At 35.5% G+C, this 21,242-nt stretch carries 21 protein-coding genes; 12 read left to right on the top strand and 9 right to left on the bottom strand.

The genetic code is table 11. The annotated features are described in order from the left end of the window. Positions 1 to 92 precede the first annotated feature (92 nt). Complete coding sequence (locus DYR29_RS06405) at positions 93 to 914, top strand: response regulator transcription factor (RefSeq protein WP_213279779.1); 822 nt, start codon at positions 93 to 95, stop codon at positions 912 to 914. Positions 915 to 1,080: 166 nt separating this feature from the next. Here the strand turns inward: DYR29_RS06405 and DYR29_RS06400 are convergent, their stop codons facing one another. Beyond that, complete coding sequence (locus tag DYR29_RS06400; RefSeq protein WP_047377503.1) at positions 1,081 to 1,440, bottom strand: hypothetical protein; 360 nt, start codon at positions 1,438 to 1,440, stop codon at positions 1,081 to 1,083. 251 nt (positions 1,441 to 1,691) lie between these two features. Between DYR29_RS06400 and gndA the strand changes: the two genes are divergently transcribed. The 6 genes from gndA to DYR29_RS06370 all read left to right on the top strand — a co-directional run bounded on the left by gndA (position 1,692) and on the right by DYR29_RS06370 (position 9,766). Next, a complete protein-coding gene (gndA, locus tag DYR29_RS06395) occupies positions 1,692 to 3,110 on the top strand; it encodes an NADP-dependent phosphogluconate dehydrogenase (protein ID WP_213279778.1) in 1,419 nt (472 codons plus the stop codon). Between the two features lie 11 nt (positions 3,111 to 3,121). After that, positions 3,122 to 4,603, top strand: a complete 1,482-nt coding sequence (gene zwf / locus DYR29_RS06390) for a glucose-6-phosphate dehydrogenase (protein WP_213279777.1) — start codon at positions 3,122 to 3,124, stop codon at positions 4,601 to 4,603. A 27-nt stretch (positions 4,604 to 4,630) separates the two neighbouring features. Beyond that, positions 4,631 to 5,341 (top strand): 6-phosphogluconolactonase, encoded by a 711-nt coding sequence (pgl, locus tag DYR29_RS06385; RefSeq protein ID WP_213279776.1) that lies wholly within the window; start codon positions 4,631 to 4,633, stop codon positions 5,339 to 5,341. Positions 5,342 to 6,021: 680 nt separating this feature from the next. Continuing rightward, entirely contained in the window at positions 6,022 to 6,660 is a 639-nt protein-coding gene (locus DYR29_RS06380; protein WP_213279775.1) for a TetR/AcrR family transcriptional regulator, read from the top strand. 606 nt (positions 6,661 to 7,266) lie between these two features. After that, a complete protein-coding gene (locus DYR29_RS06375) occupies positions 7,267 to 7,905 on the top strand; it encodes a TetR/AcrR family transcriptional regulator (RefSeq protein WP_213279774.1) in 639 nt (212 codons plus the stop codon). Between the two features lie 559 nt (positions 7,906 to 8,464). Next, positions 8,465 to 9,766, top strand: a complete 1,302-nt coding sequence (locus DYR29_RS06370) for a M20 metallopeptidase family protein (protein ID WP_213279773.1) — start codon at positions 8,465 to 8,467, stop codon at positions 9,764 to 9,766. Here the strand turns inward: DYR29_RS06370 and DYR29_RS06365 are convergent. Then, a complete protein-coding gene (locus tag DYR29_RS06365) occupies positions 9,763 to 10,179 on the bottom strand; it encodes a RidA family protein (protein ID WP_213279772.1) in 417 nt (138 codons plus the stop codon). The two genes, DYR29_RS06370 and DYR29_RS06365, sit on opposite strands and share 4 nt — an antisense overlap. Before the next feature lie 156 nt (positions 10,180 to 10,335). Further along, positions 10,336 to 10,938 (bottom strand): FMN-dependent NADH-azoreductase, encoded by a 603-nt coding sequence (locus DYR29_RS06360; RefSeq protein ID WP_213279771.1) that lies wholly within the window; start codon positions 10,936 to 10,938, stop codon positions 10,336 to 10,338. A gap of 117 nt (positions 10,939 to 11,055) precedes the next feature. On the opposite strand from DYR29_RS06360, the gene DYR29_RS06355 reads away from it, so the two are divergent. Both DYR29_RS06355 and DYR29_RS06350 read left to right on the top strand, forming a co-directional pair. Next, entirely contained in the window at positions 11,056 to 11,412 is a 357-nt protein-coding gene (locus DYR29_RS06355) for a winged helix-turn-helix transcriptional regulator (RefSeq protein ID WP_213279770.1), read from the top strand. Between the two features lie 99 nt (positions 11,413 to 11,511). Next, on the top strand, positions 11,512 to 12,108 hold the full coding sequence (locus DYR29_RS06350) for a Crp/Fnr family transcriptional regulator (protein WP_213279769.1): 597 nt from the start codon (positions 11,512 to 11,514) through the stop codon (positions 12,106 to 12,108). A gap of 25 nt (positions 12,109 to 12,133) precedes the next feature. Here the strand turns inward: DYR29_RS06350 and DYR29_RS06345 are convergent, their stop codons facing one another. The 5 genes from DYR29_RS06345 to DYR29_RS06325 all read right to left on the bottom strand — a co-directional run bounded on the left by DYR29_RS06345 (position 12,134) and on the right by DYR29_RS06325 (position 16,637). After that, complete coding sequence (locus DYR29_RS06345; protein WP_213279768.1) at positions 12,134 to 12,976, bottom strand: universal stress protein; 843 nt, start codon at positions 12,974 to 12,976, stop codon at positions 12,134 to 12,136. Beyond that, positions 12,973 to 13,449 carry a MarR family winged helix-turn-helix transcriptional regulator gene (locus DYR29_RS06340; RefSeq protein WP_213279767.1) on the bottom strand — a complete coding sequence of 159 codons (477 nt, stop codon included), beginning with the start codon at positions 13,447 to 13,449 and terminating at the stop codon, positions 12,973 to 12,975. Before DYR29_RS06340 ends, DYR29_RS06345 begins: the two co-directional genes overlap by 4 nt. 350 nt (positions 13,450 to 13,799) lie before the next feature. After that, positions 13,800 to 15,005, bottom strand: coding sequence for an MFS transporter (locus tag DYR29_RS06335; RefSeq protein WP_213279766.1), 1,206 nt, complete (start codon positions 15,003 to 15,005; stop codon positions 13,800 to 13,802). 88 nt (positions 15,006 to 15,093) lie between these two features. Beyond that, complete coding sequence (locus tag DYR29_RS06330) at positions 15,094 to 16,008, bottom strand: helix-turn-helix domain-containing protein (protein WP_213279765.1); 915 nt, start codon at positions 16,006 to 16,008, stop codon at positions 15,094 to 15,096. Positions 16,009 to 16,121: 113 nt separating this feature from the next. Further along, complete coding sequence (locus tag DYR29_RS06325) at positions 16,122 to 16,637, bottom strand: hypothetical protein (protein WP_213279764.1); 516 nt, start codon at positions 16,635 to 16,637, stop codon at positions 16,122 to 16,124. Positions 16,638 to 16,751: 114 nt separating this feature from the next. Here DYR29_RS06325 and DYR29_RS06320 point away from each other — a divergent pair, with 114 nt between their 5' ends. From DYR29_RS06320 to DYR29_RS06310, 3 genes are all read left to right on the top strand, one after another. Further along, positions 16,752 to 18,167 (top strand): PLP-dependent aminotransferase family protein, encoded by a 1,416-nt coding sequence (locus DYR29_RS06320; protein ID WP_213279763.1) that lies wholly within the window; start codon positions 16,752 to 16,754, stop codon positions 18,165 to 18,167. 295 nt (positions 18,168 to 18,462) lie between these two features. Continuing rightward, positions 18,463 to 18,639 (top strand): histone H1, encoded by a 177-nt coding sequence (locus DYR29_RS06315; protein WP_047377485.1) that lies wholly within the window; start codon positions 18,463 to 18,465, stop codon positions 18,637 to 18,639. Between the two features lie 324 nt (positions 18,640 to 18,963). After that, positions 18,964 to 20,535, top strand: a complete 1,572-nt coding sequence (locus DYR29_RS06310; protein ID WP_213279762.1) for a M28 family peptidase — start codon at positions 18,964 to 18,966, stop codon at positions 20,533 to 20,535. A gap of 35 nt (positions 20,536 to 20,570) precedes the next feature. On the opposite strand, the gene DYR29_RS06305 is transcribed toward DYR29_RS06310, so the two are convergent. Then, positions 20,571 to 21,167, bottom strand: coding sequence for an RDD family protein (locus DYR29_RS06305; protein ID WP_213279761.1), 597 nt, complete (start codon positions 21,165 to 21,167; stop codon positions 20,571 to 20,573). Positions 21,168 to 21,242: the final 75 nt, after the last annotated feature.

The following is a 21,242-nucleotide window of genomic DNA, read 5'->3' as shown; positions in this document are numbered from 1 at the left end:
TTTAATGTTTTTTTTGTTATTGAAATAAATGTTTTGCAAACTTACGTTTAATTATAATTAGTTTTTGATGGTTTTTTTTATTTAATTTAATTATGAATATGTTTGCAAAAGTAATCAATAGAAAAATAGTTTTTCACCCTTATTATTATGTCAAGAATATGAGTGATAAAATAAATTTATTGTATCCCAGGAACACGTCTGGTGCAACAATTTTTGAAAAAGAGAGTACAAACGAATATTTTAATGTGCTCAAAGCAGTATTGGGAACCAGTGTGGGCTCTGTTTATATTGAAGATTTTAATACCAGAAAACTAGTATTTATTTCAGAGAATCCTCTTCTTTTCTCGGGCTTTCGGGCTGCTGAGATTGAAAAAATGGGTTATAATTTTTTTTGGAAATATGCCAAGAAAGAAGATCTTGAAATACTACGGAGAGTGAGAACTACTGGCCTTAAATTCTTTGAATGCCTTTCACCTGAAGAGAAAAAGGTACACACCATGACTTATGATTTTCATCTTAAAAATGAAAATAGCATAGATGTGCTTGTCAATCAAAGAATTACACCTATAGAACTTAATAATAATGGAGAAATTTCTAAAATAGCCTGTGTAGTATCCTATTCCCTTAATCGGACTGCAGGAAATATCCGGATCATATCCAATACCTCAGAAACGTATTGGAAATATAATCTCTTTACAGGAAAATGGACGGAAGAATGTAAAATCACCTTAAAAACAAGGGAAATTGAAATTATAAGACTTTATCTTCAGGGATTAAAAATAGAAGAAATTGCAGAACAATTGTATGTGTCACCCAGCACCATAAAATTTCACAGAAGTAAATTATTTGAAAGAATTGGCGTGAAGAATATTATCGAAGCAATATCCTACGTAATAACGAATAATTTAATTTAAACCTTATTTCGCCTAAAAGTATTTCAGGCAGAAAGTGCTGAAAAACAAATATTCTTTTCCGGGTAATTTTGCAGTTTTCAGAATAATAAAAATCTCTGCTTCCTATGCATTATATTTTTGAAAATTGTCTCTCCACAAACATAAAGAGACAATCCCCAAAAACAGTTTAATTAAGCTGATAATTTGTGATCACTAAACTCAGGATGAAATGAACATAATTCTCTTCTACCTCTTTTCTGTTGATCAATTTGTTTTTATACTCATAAGAATTCAGGTCTCTGGATAATTTCTGATACGTTTCGAAATCATCACCTTTAATCTTTACTCTTATATTACCATCTCTTCTGTTGATAATTACATCATCCAAAGTTCTTACCTTAAATAAAACTTCACATAATGTAGGACGAGCCTTCATTGACCCGATATATCTTTCAACTATATTAATCTTGAACGAATCAAATTTGATGGTATTAAAAACGATTTTAGAATTAGGTTCCTGAGTGTTGAGTTCAAGTTTATAGTTCATTACTTTATAAATTTTGGCAAATATAAGTTTAATTATACCAAAAAACAGACTGTTTTAATAGATGATTACCATAATAATGATTGAATTTTATTCTATAAAAAGAAAACTGTATGAAAATGTGAATATTAGTAGCTTATAAATGAGGAAAAAACGGAAGTCTTATGAATTTTTTTCGTCCTTTATTTTTTTCCTTATAGGCATTTACGTAATTTTATTCTCTGTAATTAAAAATTCATATTAATACCAATATAATGGAAAGATATAGTTATGGGATAGTTGGCCTTGGAGTGATGGGGCGGAATCTTCTTTACAATATTGCTGACAACGGATTTTCAATCGCAGGATTTGATCTTGATCAGGAGAAAGTAAAAGAATTAGAGAACGGTGCCACTTCAGAAATGAAAGTAAAAGGTACAGGCTCTTTAGAAGATTTTGTATCTGCCTTAGAAGTTCCAAGAAAAATTATTCTTATGGTTCCTGCAGGAAAACCTGTAGATGCAGTGCTGGAAAACATTACCCCGCTTCTGAATGAAGGTGATATCGTAATTGATGCAGGGAATTCTTATTTTGAAGATACCAACAGGCGTGTTGCTGATCTGGCATCAAAAAAACTGCATTTTATGGGAATGGGAGTTTCAGGAGGAGAAAAAGGAGCCAGAAGAGGTCCCAGTATAATGCCTGGAGGTGATCTGGAAGCTTTCAAACTTCTTAAGCCTATGCTTGAAGCTATTGCTGCAAAAGTAGACAACGAAGCATGTACAGCGTATATGGGGAAAGGATCTGCCGGAAACTATGTGAAAATGGTGCACAACGGTATTGAATATGCCATTATGCAGCTTATCAGTGAAGCTTATGATCTGCTTAAAAGAGGAGCCGGTCTGAATAACGAACAGCTCTATGAAGTTTTCAGAGACTGGAATAACGGAGAAATGAATTCATTCCTTATTGAAATTACCAGAGATATTTTTACCCAAAAGGATTCATTCACGGAAAATTATCTTGTTGATCAGATTTTAGATAAAGCAGGAGCGAAAGGAACCGGAAAATGGACTTCTGAGCAGGCTATGGAAATCGGTGTTTCTATTCCTACCATTGATATTGCGGTAACGTCAAGAATTTTATCCGCCTATAAGGATGAGAGAGTTCAGGCTTCTAAAATATATGCTGAAAAAGAAATCACAAAGCCGGAAAATACAGAATTGTTTATCAAGGAAGTGGGTGATGCTCTTTTTCTTTCAACATTAATCAGCTATGCACAAGGTTTGTCTTTACTGGTAAAAGCGTCCACGGAATACGGTTTTGAAATTCCACTGAAAGATGTTGTGAAAATCTGGAGAGGAGGATGTATCATTCGTTCCGTATTACTGGAAAAATTCTATTCTGCCTATACTCAAAATCCTGATCTTTCTAATATTCTACTTGATCACGATATTTCTGAATTGGTAAAATCAAAAATAAAATCTTTAAGAAAAACTGCCGGATATGCTGCTGCAAACGGTATTTCAAGTTTGGGTATCCAAACCGCTTTAGGATATTTTGATGCTTACACTACAGAATCTCTTCCTGTGAATCTGATCCAGGCTCAGCGTGATTATTTCGGAGCTCATACCTATCAGCGTACTGACAGGGAAGGAGTATTCCATACTTCTTGGCAAACAGCAAACAATTAAAACTCGGAAAAATGAATCAAAATAGAATCTTGCAGCCAACAACTATCGTTATTTTTGGTGCTACAGGAGATCTGGCAAAAAGAAAACTTTTTCCGGCATTTTATAACTTATACATCGACGGCAGAATGCCCAAAGGCTTCAATATTGTGGCATTGGGAAGAGCCGAAAATACAGATGAACTCTTTAGAAATTATATCAAAGAAAACCTGGAGAGTTTCTCCAGAAAAAAGATAACTTCCGAAGACTGGGCTGGTTTTCAGGCTCATATTACTTATTTCCAGCATCAATTGGATGAAGAAAGTTCTTATCAGAATTTGCAGCAGAAATTGCAGGATTTCGATGCTGTTTACGGAATGAGGGCCAACAGGTTATTTTATCTGTCAATAGGGCCTAATTTCATTTCTACCATTTCCAATCATATCAAAACGACAGCATTAGCTGCCGATCCGAAAAAAGACCGTATTATTATTGAAAAGCCTTTTGGTCATAATAAACAGTCGGCGATTGAGCTGAACAGTCTTCTGGCAAAAACATTTGAAGAAGAACAGATCTATCGTATTGATCATTATCTTGGAAAGGAAACGGTACAGAATATACTGGCATTCAGATTTGGAAATTCAATTTTTGAACCTTTATGGGATCACAAATATATAGAATCAGTACAGATTACCGTAGCAGAAGAAGTAGGAGTGGAGACAAGAGGTGCTTTTTATGAACAGACAGGAGCATTGAGGGATATGATTCAGAATCACCTGCTGCAGATCCTGTGTATGGTCGCTATGGAACCGCCGGCTTCATTGCAGTCTGGTGAGATCAGGGATCGTAAAGTAGATGTACTGAAATCAATCCGTAGAATATCACCCGATCAGGTTGATCATTATGCGGTAAGAGGCCAGTATGGAAAAGCAACAATAAACGGTGTTGAAGTAAAAGGATACCGCCAGGAGGACGGCATTGCGGGGGATTCCAATACAGAGACCTTTGCTGCAATAAAATTCTATCTTGATAATGAAAGATGGCAGGATGTACCTTTCTATGTTCGTACCGGAAAGAAAATGAAAGAAAAGCATTCTTATATTACTATTCAGTTTAAACCGCTTCCTCATTCCACATTCTCAGACAGTCCGCACCTTTTGTCTGCTAACAGGTTGATTATTAATATTCAGCCGATGATGGATATCAGATTGCAGTTTATGACGAAAAAGCCGGGACTGACCTTGGATTTGAAGCCTGCAGAAATGATTTTTGATAATTTTGCCTGCCAGGAAGATACCCCGGAAGCCTATGAAACGCTATTACAGGATGCTCTTTTAGGAGATCTTACTTTATTTATGCGTTCTGATCAGGTGGAAGAAGCATGGGATGTTGTTACAACAATACAGGAAGCCTGGGAAAATAATAAAGATTTATCATTCCCTAATTATAAAGCAGGAAGCTGGGGGCCCGAAGACGTTAATGCTTTGGTGGAAAGACAAGGACACAACTGGGTATAAACAATATAAAATTTAAACAGACAAAAAATGAATATTACAGTATTTGACGATCTGGAAAAACTGTACACAGAGGCTGCGGATGCGTTTGTTGATCTCTCAAAAAAAGCTATTCTGAAGAATGACCGTTTTGTAGTTGCGTTGAGTGGAGGATCTTCTCCCAAAGCTATTTTTAAACTATTGGCGACCCAAAAATATGCAGAACAGATTGAATGGAATAAAGTTTACTTTTTTTGGGTAGATGAAAGATGGGTTCCTTTAGATGATGATAAGAGCAACTTCAGAATGACGGATGAAGCTCTTCTCAGCCATGTTCCTGTTGATATGAGCCATATTTTTCCTATGTATGTTGAAGGTAAAACTCCTGAGGATTATGCAAAGACTTACGAAGAGCAGATCAGAAGCATGCTTGGCAATGATGGTGTTTTTGATTTTATCCTTTTAGGGATGGGAGACGACGGTCATACCGCTTCTCTATTTCCTGGTGAGGAGGTTTTAAATGAAAAAGAAAAGTGGGTTTCTGCCTACTATCTGAAATCTCAGGAAATGTTCAGGATTACTTTAACTGCACCTGTAATCAATAATGCTGAAAATATTCTGGTAATAGCATTTGGTGAATCGAAGAAACATGCATTGAATGAAGTGCTGAACGGTGAGTATAATCCTTCATTATATCCATTACAGCTCATTGAGAAAAAGGATGGATATCATTTTTTTACAGATGAAAAAGCAAAAGGATAGCAAAATTCTAACCTTTAAAAATAAGAGACTGTCCCATGACAGTCTCTCTTCATATCAACTATTCTATACCGAAACCGGTATATACAATTTTCTGTACTTCAAAATCAAAAATCTGAACTTTAAATTTAAAAACAGCATCATTAAAGAGCTAATGATACTGTTTCATTTAGTGTTTTTACCTTAGTTGCTTGTGTTCGAAACTTTTTAATTTTTTCCAACTCAATAGTGTTTCTATGTAAAATGGTTATTAGTTTGAAGCAAATATACAAAATAAGACACTTGTGAGTGTCTAAAATGAAAAAAAAATTAAATTATTTTTATTCAGTGTTTAATTGAATCAGGGAAAACCAATTGATAGAAGGCATTTAAAGCCATAAATGAAATTTAAAAAAAATCAAACAGAATAGTAATTTTGACTGATAAATGAAGGAATTTACCTCTTTCAAATAAAAACAGCACCAAAAAATGGTGCTGTAAGTAATGTTTTCCCTCAGTTATGGAATTAAAAACATTCAAACTGAGGGAACTAACGATACAATCTGATCTCTCTCAATCTCACAACTCTGATTTTTCGTTTTATATAAAATGGTTATTAGTTGATGCAAATATATACATTTAGACACTAAAAAGTGTCTAAAATGAAAAAAAAATCATAAACTTGTACGATTGAAAAGTTTATCATGGAAAGAAAGTCGGCAGCAGGAAGTATCCGGAACACAGAACGCAGTAAAAAAAAGTTTTTGGACGCGGTTGGAAAAATACTTAGAACAAAAGGGCATACTGCTTTGAAAGTGACCGATATTGCTGCTACAGCCGGCGTAGATAAAAAGATGATCTATAATTATTTTGGCGGGATAGACGGGCTTATAGATGAATATATCCGGTCTCAGGACTACTGGAGTAAAGTGGCCATTGATGAAGTAGACAAAATAAAATCAAAACCGGAGGACGGAGGACAGTCTTTCATCGAAAAAATGCTTCTGTCTCAATTTGACTATGTTTACAAGAGCAAAGAAGTGCAAAAACTACTTCTATGGCGCATTTCAGAACCCAGAAAATCGCTAAGAAAACTTACCAATACCCAGGAAGAAAACGGAGAACATATTTTTAAATTCCTGGTAGATCCTCATTTCAAAGAACATGCTGAAGAAGTACGTTCAATAATGGCTATCCTGGTTTCCGGGCTTTATTATCTAAATATGTATGCTGCTATGAACGGAAGTATTTTTTGTGGTATAGACATTGACACATCTAAAGGGCGTGAAAGAATAAAAAAGGCAATCTCATTTTTATTGAATCAAACCTATGAGCATCTGTAATATTAGTTGTAATAGATTCGGAGATTATTCCGGTAAAAAACAAAACCATTAGAAATTTCTAATGGTCAATTGTGTTGTTGTGTTTCTACCTTAGTTGTTTCGCGTTCGAAATTGTCTTAAAGTAAGGGAACCTAAATAAAACAGTCTGAATTGTCTTATTTTTCAACCTAAAAGTGTTTTAAAATATATAGATGGTTTTAGTTTGTACAAATATATAAAATAAGACACTACAAAGTGTTTAAAATAATAAAAAAAATCTTGATTTGATTTAATGTTTTGAATTTCAGTACATTAATTTTAATAATAAAATGAAATTACTCTTTGAATAATGCTGATATTGCAGTTTAATCATAAAATAAAAGCAGAAAATCCTTTCAAACTAAAGACATGCATTTAAGTAATTGAAAAGAACAAGTCAAAAATGATGTTATTCGGTTATGTCTTTTACTCAGTCGTTTATGTTTGAAATATTTTAAACTGAGGAAACCAAATGTATAATCAATAGTTTTAGTTAGTGCAAATATATATAAATAGTTGAAATTAGACACCTATAGGTGTCTAAAATGATAAAAAATTTTCTTAAACTTGTATATTGAATGTTTAGTCATGGAAAGAAAGTCAGCATCAGGGAGTATTAGAAATAAGGAACGCAGTAAGAAAAAGTTTTTAGATGCAGTTGGAAAAATTCTGAAAACGAAGGGATATGCAGGATTGAAGATCAATGATATCGCTGCAACCGCCGGAGTAGATAAGAAAATGATCTACACTTATTTTGGCGGTATGGATGGTCTGATGGACGAATATCTTCGTACACAGGATTTTTGGGTAAAGGTAACCAGTGAAGAAGTAGAAAAAATGAAACCGAATCTGGAAGATGGAGGAAGAGAATTTATTCAGCATATGCTGCTTTCACAATTTGATTATGTATATACCAACAAAGAGGCTCAAAAACTATTGTTGTGGACCATTTCTGAACCCAGAAAATCATTGAAAAAACTGATTGATACCCAGGAAGAAAATGGAGAATATATCTTCAAATTATTGATGGAATCCCATTTCAAAGATAAAATGGATACCTATCGTTCTATCATGGCGATTATGGTTTCAGGGCTTTATTACCTGAATATGTTCTCTTCTCTGAATGGCAGTATTTTCTGCGGGATAGATACCAATACTCCTGAAGGGCGTGAAAAAATCAAAAAAGCAATATCTTTTATGGTGGATCAGACTTACGATAATCTTTAATATCCTAAAAACATAAAAAAAGAGGCAGATTATTGCCTCTTTTTTGTATACTGTTGATGAAGATCCTATCCTTCATAGTAAGGCCAGCTTGTAGTTCCTCCATCATTTCCGAAATCAAATTCAAAAATACAATTTGCTCGTATTGTAATTGAAGAATCTCTTTCCCGTCTTCAATAATTGTTTCAATCCACATATCCACTTCAACTGTCGGAACAAACGGTTGACAAACCGAACATTTAAAACTCCTCCATGTGCTCCGGTTTTCATCTTGGAAGACATTCTTACATGTACATAATTGCTGGCCTTCTGACCTCTTAATGTATCTCTAAGTCTCAGATCAGGCCGTACAAAACAAGAGGATTTATTACCTTAAAAACGTATTGGAAGTTTCATTTGTGAAAATAAATACTGAAATTGTGAAAGATGTAATTATTCTCTTAACTTAAATACGAAATAATCTTACCTTTAGACACCAGGGAATATATTGCTCTAGAATGTAATAAAAGATAGTCTACATTTGTTTATTGAAATATACCTGGTAAACTTATTAATTATAACCATGAAAAAACTTGCTTTTAGCGTATTATGTTTAATTTCTCTGACATTGTCTGCACAAGGATCGAACAAGAAGAAGGCAGATACTCAATCTTTCAAAAATATTCATCAATCTGTTCAGCTTGAAACAGACCGGATATTTGATAAATTGGTTACTATCAGAAGAGAGTTTCATGAAAATCCGGAATTGGCAGGTCATGAAAAGCAAACTCAGGAAAAAATTAAGCAATATCTGCTTGATCTCGGATTGGAAGTTAAGACAGATGGGTATGGTTACAGCGTTATAGGAATTCTGAAAGGAGATCAGAATGGTAAAAAAATAGCTTGGCGATCAGATATGGATGCATTACCCAACGATTATCCTGATCCTGAAACTTTCAGATCGAAAATAAAAGGCATTCAGCATGGCTGCGGTCATGATATCCATATGGCGGTTGGATTAGGAATAGCTGAAGTACTTTCAAAACATAAAAAATCTTTAAAAGGAACAGTCTATTTCATATTTCAACCTGAAGAAGAAACATTCAAAGGGGCAAAAGAAATGCTGAACAAAGGCTTGCTTTCTATAATCAATCCTGATGAAATATATGGATTGCATGTGACGGCAATACCTGTAGGGCAGATTATGGTGAAGCCTAATGAAATGTTTGCCTATCAGAAGAGAATAAGAGTTCAGTTAAAAAATGGATTATCTGAAGTAGAAACAAAAGGGCTAACGAAAAGGATCAGTGATTTTTTGTCCCGTATTCAGCCCGGAACAAAGCCATGGGAATTACAATCTATAGTTGATCCTAAAATCGGATTGACAAATCCTGATACTATTTTTAAAGATTATCTGTTCACGGATGGAAAATTTACGACCTACTCTAAAAATAATGAGTCCTTTCTAGAAACCTATCTGTATGAAACGAATTCTTCTAATTTAGATAAAATAATTCCGGTAGTTCAGAAAATTATAGAAGACAGCGGGTATAAAGACAAACTTCTTTCCGTTTCATTTATACAGGGAAATCCAACGGTTATGAATGATGAAAAGCTGACAATATCAGCCACGGAAATCCTTCAGAATCTTTATGGAAAAAATACGGTTGCCAAAGATTATGGACAGGTTCCGTTTTTCAATGATGATTTCTCTTTTTTTCAACAGAAAATACCAGGCGTTTACTTTTTCCTGGGAGGTTCCAATTTCGAAAAAGGAGTGATTGCCATGAATCATTCTCCTAATTTTCAGGTGGATGAAGAGAGCATCAGAACGGGTGTGAAAAGCTTTTCATCATTACTTATTGAACGTCTTAACAGAAACTAATTTTTCACCGCAATTGCGTCAATCTCAAACAACATTCCAGGTAATGCCAGCTGGCTCACAGGAATGAGCGTGCTTGTTGGTAAAAATGATGGGTTCCATACTTTTTTAGCTTCTTCTGCCCAAATTTCAAGTTTCTCATGATTATGATCAATGATAAGAAGCGTGATTTTAACAACATTCTCAAACGTCATAGAGTGGCTCTGTAAAACGACTTTTAAATTTTTCAAAGCATCCTGAACCTGCGTTTTAAAATCATCAGCCAATACGTGATTTTCTCCTACACCGCCGCTCTGTCCGGATATAAAACACATCTGGAAAGGAGATTGCACAGAAATGCTGTGTGAAAAACCATAAGGCTCCGGATTAAATAATGCTGCAGGATTGACCAGTTGGTGTTGTTTATTATTTTCCATAATCTTTCTTTTTAATGATGTAAAAATGAGAGATAAAAACAAGAAAAGCTTTTACATATGTTGAGGGAATTGTTGTTTTTATGATGTAAACATTCTTTATCTATTTGAAAATCGATATAAAAAATGCTGCTCCAGAGGAGCAGCACTTTTAAATTTTTACTCAACAACAATACTCTCAATCCCTTTTTGCAGAGCTGTTTCCTGAATCACCGGAACAGAAAGACCTTCAGCACGGACCACAGAAATATCTGTCATTCCCATAAATCCGAGAGTTTGTTTTAGATAAGGAACTACAAAATCATACGCCTGTCTTTCCCCTTCAGAATATACACCGCCACTTGAAAAAGCAAGGTATACTTTCTTGTTTTTTACCAGGCCTTCAGGACCGTTTTCGCTGTAGCTGAACGTTTTTCCCGCTCTTGCAATATGATCAAGCCATGATTTAAGGGTAGACGTGATACTGAAATTATACAATGGAGCTTCAATAATGATAATATCAGACTCATGCAGTTCAGCAATTACCGTATCTGAAAGTTTTACAGTTTCCAGCTGTTCTGGCGTACGGTTTTCCTCCGGAGTGAAAAAAGCATTGATATGGGCTTCTTCTAAATGAGGAAAAAGCGGGTTGGCCAGATCACGTTTTTTAAAAACACTGTCAGGATATTTTGCCGTGATTTTTTCCACAACAGCATTTCCCAGTTTTTTACTGATTGATGATTCGCTTCTTGGGCTGGAGATAATATGAAGTACTCGTTTCATTTTTTATTTTTTTTAAAATTGATGTTTCAAAATTATCTATATTTACTAATTAAAAGATAGTAGTTACCAAAAGGTTAGTAATAACATTTAGGTTAGTAATCAGATAAAACAAAGACAATGGAAGAAGAAAAAATAGTGTATTCAAGGCCGCAATGTAGCACGCATCTGTCTGCTACTGAGGATGCTTTGTACGTTTTAGGAGGCAGGTGGACCATCCGGGTAATGATTGCTATTTTGGGCGGACATACACGGTTCAACGAGTTGCAGCGAACGATTAATGGGATTTCAGCAAGAGTCCTTTCCAGTGAATTGAAAAAACTGGAGGTCAACCATTTAGTTGAAAGAACCGTTCTTACTGATCAGAAACCGGTCTTGGTAGAATATATTCATACAGAATACAGTGAGTCACTGAAAGACGTTATTGCAGCGCTTGCTGAATGGGGAGCAAAACATAAAAAGAAAATTACAGCTTAATAAACGAGTGTTGATATCAGTAAATACAGTGTTTTGTGGTATTTGATAAGTTGCAATATAGCATATACTTTAAGTATTTTTACTCAAAAATAATGCAAGATGATCATATGTGAAGACCTATTATTTTCCCGGGGAGCCATTCTGGAAAAATATGATGCGGCAGATTCTATTTTTAAAGAAGGAACGGCGGCTAAATATTATTTCCAGATCAGGCATGGTACTGTGAAACTGAATACTTTTTTAGAAGACGGAAAAGAATTTGTTCACGGGCTTCCTTTTGATGGTCACTGCATTGGTGAAAGCTATTTATTTACCAATCATCATTATGCCATCAATGCTATTGCAGTTACCAGCTGCGAGATTATTAAGATTTCCAGGACTAAGTTTCTGCAGATGCTCTTGGAAAAACCTGAACTAATGCTCGAGATTAATAAATATACAGCCGACAGACTGCATTTCAGGTACATGATTTCCAGTTTTCTGGCGATTTCCGATCCTATAGTCAAGCTTATGAAGCTTTTTGATCATCTTAAAAAATATTTTGGATTTGAGGAAGCCTATTCGTTTCTTATTCCCTATACCAGACAACAGATCGCTACTCTTACCGGGCTTCGGGTAGAGACTGTAATCAGATATGTTAAAAAAATGCAGGAACTGAAGCTTGTCAAGATTGAAAGCGCCAAAATTTATTATTAGCGTTCAACATTCACTTTATAATTTATTATTTTAAAATCAATACCGGTTGTTGGGTGTTCTGGTAAATTCCTTCAGAAATACTTCTGCTTGCCAGGTAATAGAGGAAGCTGTGCTGGCCTGGCAAAGCAATAATAAGATCCGCTTTATTAGAGGTTGCAAAGGTGAGAATGCCCTTAATGACATTTTCATCATGAGAATAATGAATGCTGCTTGGGATTTCTGTCAGATGTTCACGAATATACTCTTCCAGCTCTCTTTTTTTGTCCTCATCCTCTTTCTCACGGGTATTGATATTCAAAAACATCAGACGTACATCCTGTTTATGGATAACAGATTTGTGATGAAACAATCTTTCCAGTCTCTTAATTCCCTTTATATCACAAGGAATAAATATATTTTTGATAGGAGAGTAGTGATAGCTGTTAGGAACAATTAAGGTTTTCACAGGACTCGTTCTTGCAATGCTAATGATATTGTCGGAAACAAAGCTCTCAGTGGTAGAGGTTTGATCGTCACTTCCCAAAATAATCAGTTCTACAGATGGTTGATTTTTTAAAAGCTCATTGATGCTTCTGGTAAGCGCCCAATCACTTAATATCCTGGAAACTTTTATTTCAGGTGATTTTTCTGTTATGATGTCTGTTAACTGATCGAATAATAATTCTGTTCTCTGCAACAGATTGTTGACACTTTCTTCGTTGACAAATGAATGCCCTTCTGCAATATGCAGATAATCAAATTCAGATTCTCCTGCTGTTTTTAGTAAGATAATATTTTGATATTCGTAGGTTTTTGCCCAGTCTGCGGCTACTCTTACTGCATTTTCCGTAGTTGATGTAAAATCAATGGGTACAAGGATTGTTCTCATAATGTATCATATTTTGATCCTGTTTTTTCCAGGTTTGCTGTCATTTTTTTTACTAAGAGCAAAGCTTTGCTGATCTCCTCAATATCAATATTACCAACCGCCTTTTTGTAAAGATCCAATGCCCATGGATAAACGGTTTCAACGATCTGTTTACCTTTAGGAGTCAAAAAGATCTGCTTGTTTCTCCTGTCTTTTTTATCAGCGATCCGTTCAACAAAATCCCGTTTTACAAGATTGTTGATGAGGTAAGTAATGCTTGATTTGTCTTTACTTACTTTATTTCCTATTTCCTGCTGGTTAATACCATTATTGCGTGAAAGCAGTCCCAGAATCTCAATCAGTTCAAAAGAAAGATCCGGATCATATTCATTAATCCTGGTCTGAATCTTCTGTCGAAGCCGGCTTTTCATTTCACTCATTGCCAGGCCAAGCTCCAGAGCCAGTTCTGATATATTATTCTGTTTTTCACGCATGTTGTATAAAAATGATATGGTGGGCAAAGGAATGCTTTAAAAAAAATAAGCACCGTTACCTTAACAAATATACGTGAAATTAGTTTTAATTAAAACTAATTGAATGTGAAATAGTATGAGATAGATGATCAATAAATTGAAAACGATTTTGCAGAAACAAATTTTGATGCCTGATATCTATAAAATTCAGAACTATAGGACTTTCGAAATAAAATACTGATCTTGATGAATGGAATAAAGATCTTGCAACTTCTACAGAGTTTAAGAAGTAGTGTCATCTAGTTCCTGAATTATGGCTGGATTTTTCTGAAAAAATATCTTTAAAGTATAAAATAATAAAAAAGCAGAGACTAGTTCTCTGCTTTTTCTTTTTTTACGGCCTGATGCATAATAAGGATAATCCCTAAAAGCAGACAGGCAATGATCAGATAACGCCAGGACAGATCTTTTTGCTCACTTACATTTCCGCTTACCGAAATGATAAAGCTTGTCACAGAAGTGATTACATAGACCAATCCTCCCATCAGTCCTCCGGCAGTTCCTGCATTTTTAGGAAAGTAAAGCATACTTGTCGTAAAGAATGAGGTAAATAAAATTCCGGAACAGATATGAATCAAAAAAGCAAAAGGAATCATAATGAAAAGGCTTTCTGCGAAATAGCTGGTGATAATCAATCCTGCAATCAGAATCAGCTGTAAAAGGATAGGCTGTAGAATTCTTGGCTTGAAATCAAGAGTCAGCCTGCGTTTCCCAATGAAACCGCCGATCATCCAGGAAAAACCAAGGATCAATGTACAGTATCCAATAATAACCGGAGTGAAATGGAATGTGTTTTCAATAATAAACGGCCCGGTAATATTGAATAGCATAACGATAGAGTAGCTCAGTCCTAATATGAAAATTCCCAGCATGAAAATCCTGTTCTTAAGCATCATTTTGTATAGGCTGATGTTTTCTGACAGGTCAAGTTTCTTTTTCTGAGGAAGACTCTCGCCACTAAAGAACCATTCAAACAGGAAAAGGAATCCGGCGTATAGAGCTAGGAAATAAAAATTAGCATGCCAGTTAAAGATTTTCTCAAGATAACCACCCAGAAAAGGTGCCAGGATAGGCCCACACGACCATACAATTGTGAAGTAACTCAAATAGTGCTTCACTTTCTCAGAATCATAAATATCTACAAAAATAGCCCGCGTAGCCACTACAAGTACTGAAACAGCGGCTCCCTGAAGAATACGAAGCAGACAGATCAGCAAAATACTGTTGGTCATTGTAATTAAAATACTGGTCAGGATCAACATAAACAATGCGATCAGTTTGGGACGGTAGCGGCCGATACTGTCCAGAATTCCTCCCACAAATAACTGCGAAATTCCGTAGCTAAGAAGATATGAGGTCAGAGTGATCTGGATATCTTTTTCTGAAACCATCATTTCTTTGGCCATGGAAGGGAACGACGGTAAATATATATCCGTGACAAACCCCGAAAGCGGGATAGACACGAAAGCCATAATGGTAATTAATCTGATTCTTTTTTCAGATGCTTCTCTCAACATGTTCATTCATTTTTTACAATGCAAAAATAAGTCAAGAAATAGAAAAGTGAATTTTAAAAGACAAAGTAAAAATTACAAAAATCAAATATTAAGCTAAATTCTTAAATTTTAATGGTGAAGTCCGGGCATGTTTTTTAAAGAAATTATTGAAATGAGCAGGCTGATCAAAACCTAACGTATAACCGATCTGAGCAATGTCCCAATTGGTATACTTCAGAAGATTTTTAGACTCTTCAAACATTTTTTCTTTAATGATTTGTGTTGTTGTGAGATGGGTGACAGATTTTACTGAAGAATTCAAATGATTCACATGTACATTAAGGTGTTCGGCAAAATCCGAAGGAGTTTTTAATGCAAGCGGATAGGCCGGGGAGTCCAGGGGAAACTGTTTGTTGAGCAGTTCATCAAATAATCTGTATAAACGCACATTTGCAGGAAGTTCATTAGGATTGATGTCTTCCACACGGTTTTCCATTGCCAGATGCATGACGGATGCAAGATTACTTTTGATACTGCTGCAACGGAAGGGATAGCCAGAATTATTCATTCTGTAAATCTGATCAAAATAAAGAGTAGCCAGCTGAGTCTGCTCCTCTGTCAGGAAAACGACAGGCTTGCTCCATTCTTTGAACATTGAAGTCTTTTTAAACAGATTAAATTCTGAATTTCCGTTAAAAAATTCCTGGTTGAATAGACAGAAATATCCTTCCTGTAAATCACTTTCGCACTCCCATGAGTAGGGAATGCTTGGAGAAGGAAAGAATAATGCCGGCCGGTCAATATACAGCTGATGGGTGCCATAATGAATGGTCCCTTTTCCAATGATAAAACTGATTTTATAATAATCACGGCGGTTGTAAGGACTCTTAAAACTGCAGTATTTTCGCATCGAAATATTGAAATGAGATTTACCCATTTCAAAATCCTCAGAATCAAACATTTTGATTTGGTTCTTACGGATGCGTTTGTAATAATCCTCTATAGTTTCCAGTTGATCGCTCATAAGTAAAAATTATAAAAATCAAAGATAATAAAACCACTGCTCACTCAAAATAATTTTAAGTGAAATAAAAAAATGGGAATGATAGCTCCTCTCAATAATATTTCTTTGGTTTACTAACCTTTATTAATCTCCAATTCTAAAATATGTGACGGAAGCAGGAATGGGCCGGCTTTTGAACTGATAGCAGATACAAAACCAGATTCTTTTAAAAACTCCGAAAGAGGATCATGATCCAGCATATTTGTCCATACAATATCCGTGAAGCTCACTGCTGATCTGCACTTTTTCCAAAGTGACTGCCTTGTTTCAGGAAAATCAAACTCTGAGAGAATTACAAAACTGATTTCTGTTGCTCTTTTCCCCTCCGGTATGCCAGGATGAAGAGAACCGCTTTTGATAATACTGTATCCGACAGGTTTCTGACCTGCATACGTCATGATCAGTTGGTTGGAGAGATCATTAAGGTCATTGATCATTTTTCTCGGATCTATTTCATTATGAATATATTTTTTAATCTCATCTTCTGTAACAAACTCTTTGTGTAAGGCGTAAACGGACGAATCAATAATGGCTATAAGATCAGAAATTCCCTCTTCAGAACCTACTGTAAATTTTGAAATGATATCCATGGGATCTTTTTTTATTCAAAATTATAAGATTAATCAATTTAAAAAGGATACAGTTTGCTAAAATATAATCGGTACAGAAAGATAATTTTATAAATTTGTTCGGTACAGTGTATTATGGCAAAATCTTATAAATACGAAATTTTTACAGCAGTAATAGAGAAACAGATCCGCAGTGGAGTTTTGCAGGAAAAAGACAGACTTCCGTCCGTTCGTGAAATTAAAGAAAAATACAAACTCAGTACAAGTTCTGTACAAAGCGGATTTGAATATCTTATGATTAAAGGTTTGATTAAGAGCCATCCGAGATCTGGATATTTTGTTGCAGAAATTCAGGAAGAGAATATTCCGGAAATCAGAACAAAACTGCCTGTCGTAGTAAGAGATGCCAAATTTATGAAGAATATGATGCTGACTTCCAAAAGGACCTCAGAATCCAGTTCTTTCAATACTGCTGTGCCCGGAGATTTGCTGATTCCGCAGAAACTCATCCTCAAAACGATGCAGGAAGTGATTCGTGAAAAAGGAGCAGCATTGCTCAGGTATTACCCGTTAAATGGTCTGGAGACATTAAGGAAACAGATTGCAAAACAAATGGGAACTTACGGCTGTACTTTAAACCCTGATGAAATAATCATTACTGACGGTGCATTACAAGCACTCACGATCGCTTTGAAATCGGTTACAAAAGCCGGAGATGTGATCGCTGTTGAAAGCCCTTGTGTATTCTCTGTATTGGAGGTTATCACTAATCTCGATCTTAAAGTAATCGAAATTCCTGTTCATTACAGAAGTGGTTTTGATACGGGATATTTCAGAACAGTCTGCGCTGAAAACGATATTCGAGCCTTGGTTGTAACTCCGAATTTTCATAATCCTACAGGTGTACTCATGAGTGATGAGGTTAAAGCAGTATTGTTGAGTATTGCAGAACAACATCAGGTGTATATCATTGAAAATGATATGTATTCCGATCTCTATTTCAATGAACAAAGGCCCCGATGTATAAAAAGTTTTGATACCAAAGGATTGGTCATGACCTATTCATCATTTTCAAAAACATTGGCGCCGGGAATCCGTTTAGGCTGGCTTTATGCAGGTAATTTTTATGCAAAATCCGAAAGAGTAAGGTTTTCTTTAGGCCGGTCGGTTTCTCCTGTTTATCAGGAATTGGTTTTAAAACTGTTGCAGGGAAACAGCTATGAAAGACATTTGCATTCATTTCGGAAAAAGCTCAACCAGCAGGCTGTTCAGGTATTGGATGCTTTAAGAAATTCTTTTCCCGAAGGTTCTTATTTTCACAGGCCTCAGGGTGGATATAGTATTTGGGGACAGCTTCCGGAGAATGTTGATATGAAAAGATTCTATGAGTATTGTGAAAAGCGGAAGGTTTTATTTACTCCCGGAGACACCTTTTCTTTTACAGATAAATATCAATTTCATTTCCGGATTGTTTTTGCAGAGCGGATTACTTCTGAAAGCATTATTTTGTTACAGAAAGCAGGAAATAAAGCTCAGGAATTAATGTTTTAAATTATTAATAACAATGAAGTTATTATGGAAAGGTTGAGATCAGATGAGTTTCAAATAAAGCCTTCGTTTTTTTTCAATTCGTGTTGATTCTTAAGGGGTTATTGATATCTTGATGTATAAAGCATTTCAGATTCAAACAGATGGCTGATTTCCGGTAATATTTCGATTTTATTTTAAAAATGAAATTGAATTGTGGAAAGACTCAAAAAAAATAATTAAATCCACTATTTTTTTTCAACACAATTAGGCTGGAATCACCATAAAACCTATATTTGCAGCCTAAATTTTTAAATAAATGAAAGAACTAATTGAAAAAATCAACGCAGAATTTGAAGCGTTCACAACTGAGGCAAACCAACAAGCAGAAAAAGGAAACAAGGCTGCTGGTACAAGAGCTCGTAAAGCAGCTTTAGAACTAAGCAAATTGTTCAAAGACTTCAGAAAAGTTTCTGTAGAAGAAGCTAAAAAATAATTTACTTTTAGCCGGCTTTTGAAGCCGGCTTTTTTTATCTCCCTTAATTCATATATTTTAGGATCTGAAATAGGGCGAAAACCTTCCGTTTTGGCTTGTTTTAGGGTAATTCAATATAATCAAGTGTTATTTTCTTTATACTACATCATTATGGTAATCTAAACTTTCATATTGATACTTTTTTATAAATTATAGTTATTAGCGGATTTTTGTTATTATTTTCATGTGGAAATATTGATAATATTACTGTAAACCCTCTTTTCTAGGCTTAATTTTTCACCATCTCCTCAATTTCCTTTATCTTTAAACCAATCAATATATATTATGAGGATAAATAGATTTTTTGCAGTGCCTGCAGTAGTGCTGGCTGCTCAGTTTTCCTGGGCTCAGGTGAAGGTTGACCCAAAAGAAAAGCTCAACCCTATCGTAAAAAGTTTTGTAGATGAAGTAAATAATAATTCCCAACTGGAAAACCTAGCATATGAGCTGTTGGACGGTATCGGACCGCGTCTTGTAGGAACTCCCGAAATGCTTGCCGCTAATGAATGGAGCGCAGGTAAACTTCGTTCATGGGGAGTAGATGCCAATCTTCAGCAGTTTGGAACCTGGAAAGGATGGCAGAGAGGGACTACTCATGTGGATATGACGTTTCCGCGTGTAAAATCTCTGGCAGCTACACAGCTTGCATGGAGTCCTGCTACTAAAAAAGCAATTGAGGCAGAAGTAGTAATTCTTCCAAAAGTATCTTCCAAAGCAGAGTTTGATCAATGGCTTCCTTCTGCAAAAGGGAAAATAGTGCTGATGGCACAGTACCAGAAAATCGGACGTTCTGATGAGCAGATCAAAGAATTTGCTACTCCTGAGCTGTATGAGAAGCTTAAAGCAGAAAAAGAGCAGGCTGCTAAAGATTTCACTGCTTATGTGAAGAATATCGGATATGATAACAACAGTCTTCCAGAGGCTCTGGAAAAAGCAGGAGCGGCTGGAATTGCCATTTCCAACTGGACCGGAATTATGGGAGCTAACAGAATTTTCGGAGCAAAAACAACCAAAATTCCCATGATTGATATTGATGTGGAAGATTATGGAATGCTTTACAGAATGGCAGAAAAAGGAACGCTTCCTAAAATAAGAATTGATGCCCAGTCTAAAATACTTCCTGAAGCCAAAAGTTTCAATACTATTGGCATGATCAAAGGAAAGGAAAAACCGGATGAATATGTGATTCTTTCAGCTCACCTTGATTCATGGGACGGAGCTCAGGGCGCTACGGATAACGGAACGGGGACAATCACAATGCTGGAAACCATGCGAATCCTGAAAAAATATTATCCTAATAACAAAAGAACTATCGTTATAGGACTTTGGGGAAGTGAAGAGCAGGGATTAAACGGTTCCAGAGGTTTTGTGATGGATAATCCTGAGATTATAAAAGGAGTGCAGGCTGCTTTTAATCAGGATAACGGAACTGGCCGTGTTGTGAATATCAGTGGTCAGGGGTTTGTAAAAGCTTATGATTATATCGGAAAATGGCTTGACGGTGTTCCAAAAGCTGTAAAAAGCCACATTAAAACTGATTTCCCTGGAATGCCTGGCGGTGGCGGTTCTGATCATGCTTCATTTGTGGCAGCCGGAGTACCAGGATTTTCTTTAGGTTCTCTGAACTGGGGGTATTTTGGATATACATGGCACACGACAAAAGATACCTATGACAAAATTGTTTTTGATGAGGTGAAAAACAATGTGATCTTAACGGCAGCATTAGCTTATATGGCTTCTGAAGACCCGGAATTCACGAACAGAGAAAAGAGAGCAATGCCTCAGGATGAGAAAGGGGAAACGGTAAAATGGCCGGAAGTAAAAGAGCCTAGAAGAAGTTCTAAGGATTATAAGTAAAAGTTTTCTATTATATAAAGAGTAAAAAGGCTGTCTCAATGGACAGCCTTTTTATTTTCCTGTGCTAATAGTTCTTTGATTTCTATTAATTTACTTTCTTTCACGATATAAGTTTTGCAGATCTTATTATTTAGATGCATACTGAAATTCATCTTTGTACCAGTTTGTGTTCCCATTGCAACTGTTTTTGAGGTATACTCTGTAAAAATTGGACAGAAGTTAGTCAGAACTAAAATATTTCTTTGCAATGATTTGATAAAACTTGGTTGATTTCCATTGTCATCGAGGATTTTAAGCTTAAAAATTTTCTTACCTAAGGTAGTTCCGAAATACCACTCACAAAAGGTTCCGGAAATAATCACACAGGGAATAGAAAATATAATACCAAGAATAGCAGGTAAATGGAATATGAAGATGAATACCATGAAAAACGGAATCATATCAATCACCTTGGCAAAAAGACGTTCTGTTTCATTTCCTTTATGAGTAGGATTATAAGGGAGCTCATATTCAAATTCTTTATAGATTCTGTTTCCCCATTCATCAAAGGATCGGGTAGGTCTGTGAATTATCTTCTTTATTTTAAGTGTTGATATTTTCAATTGTGTTCTTGTAGTTTTAGTTTTTTCCATCATTCAAAAATAAAATAGAAGCTTGATAAAACACGTCAAGTTCTGTCGCAGTGGTCGGTTATATTTGTACAGTAA

This window comes from Chryseobacterium indologenes, from assembly GCF_018362995.1.
Lineage (GTDB): Bacteria > Bacteroidota > Bacteroidia > Flavobacteriales > Weeksellaceae > Chryseobacterium > Chryseobacterium indologenes_G.
The sequence above is the reverse complement of the archived record's forward strand: the minus strand, read 5'-3'. Positions and strand labels throughout refer to the sequence as shown.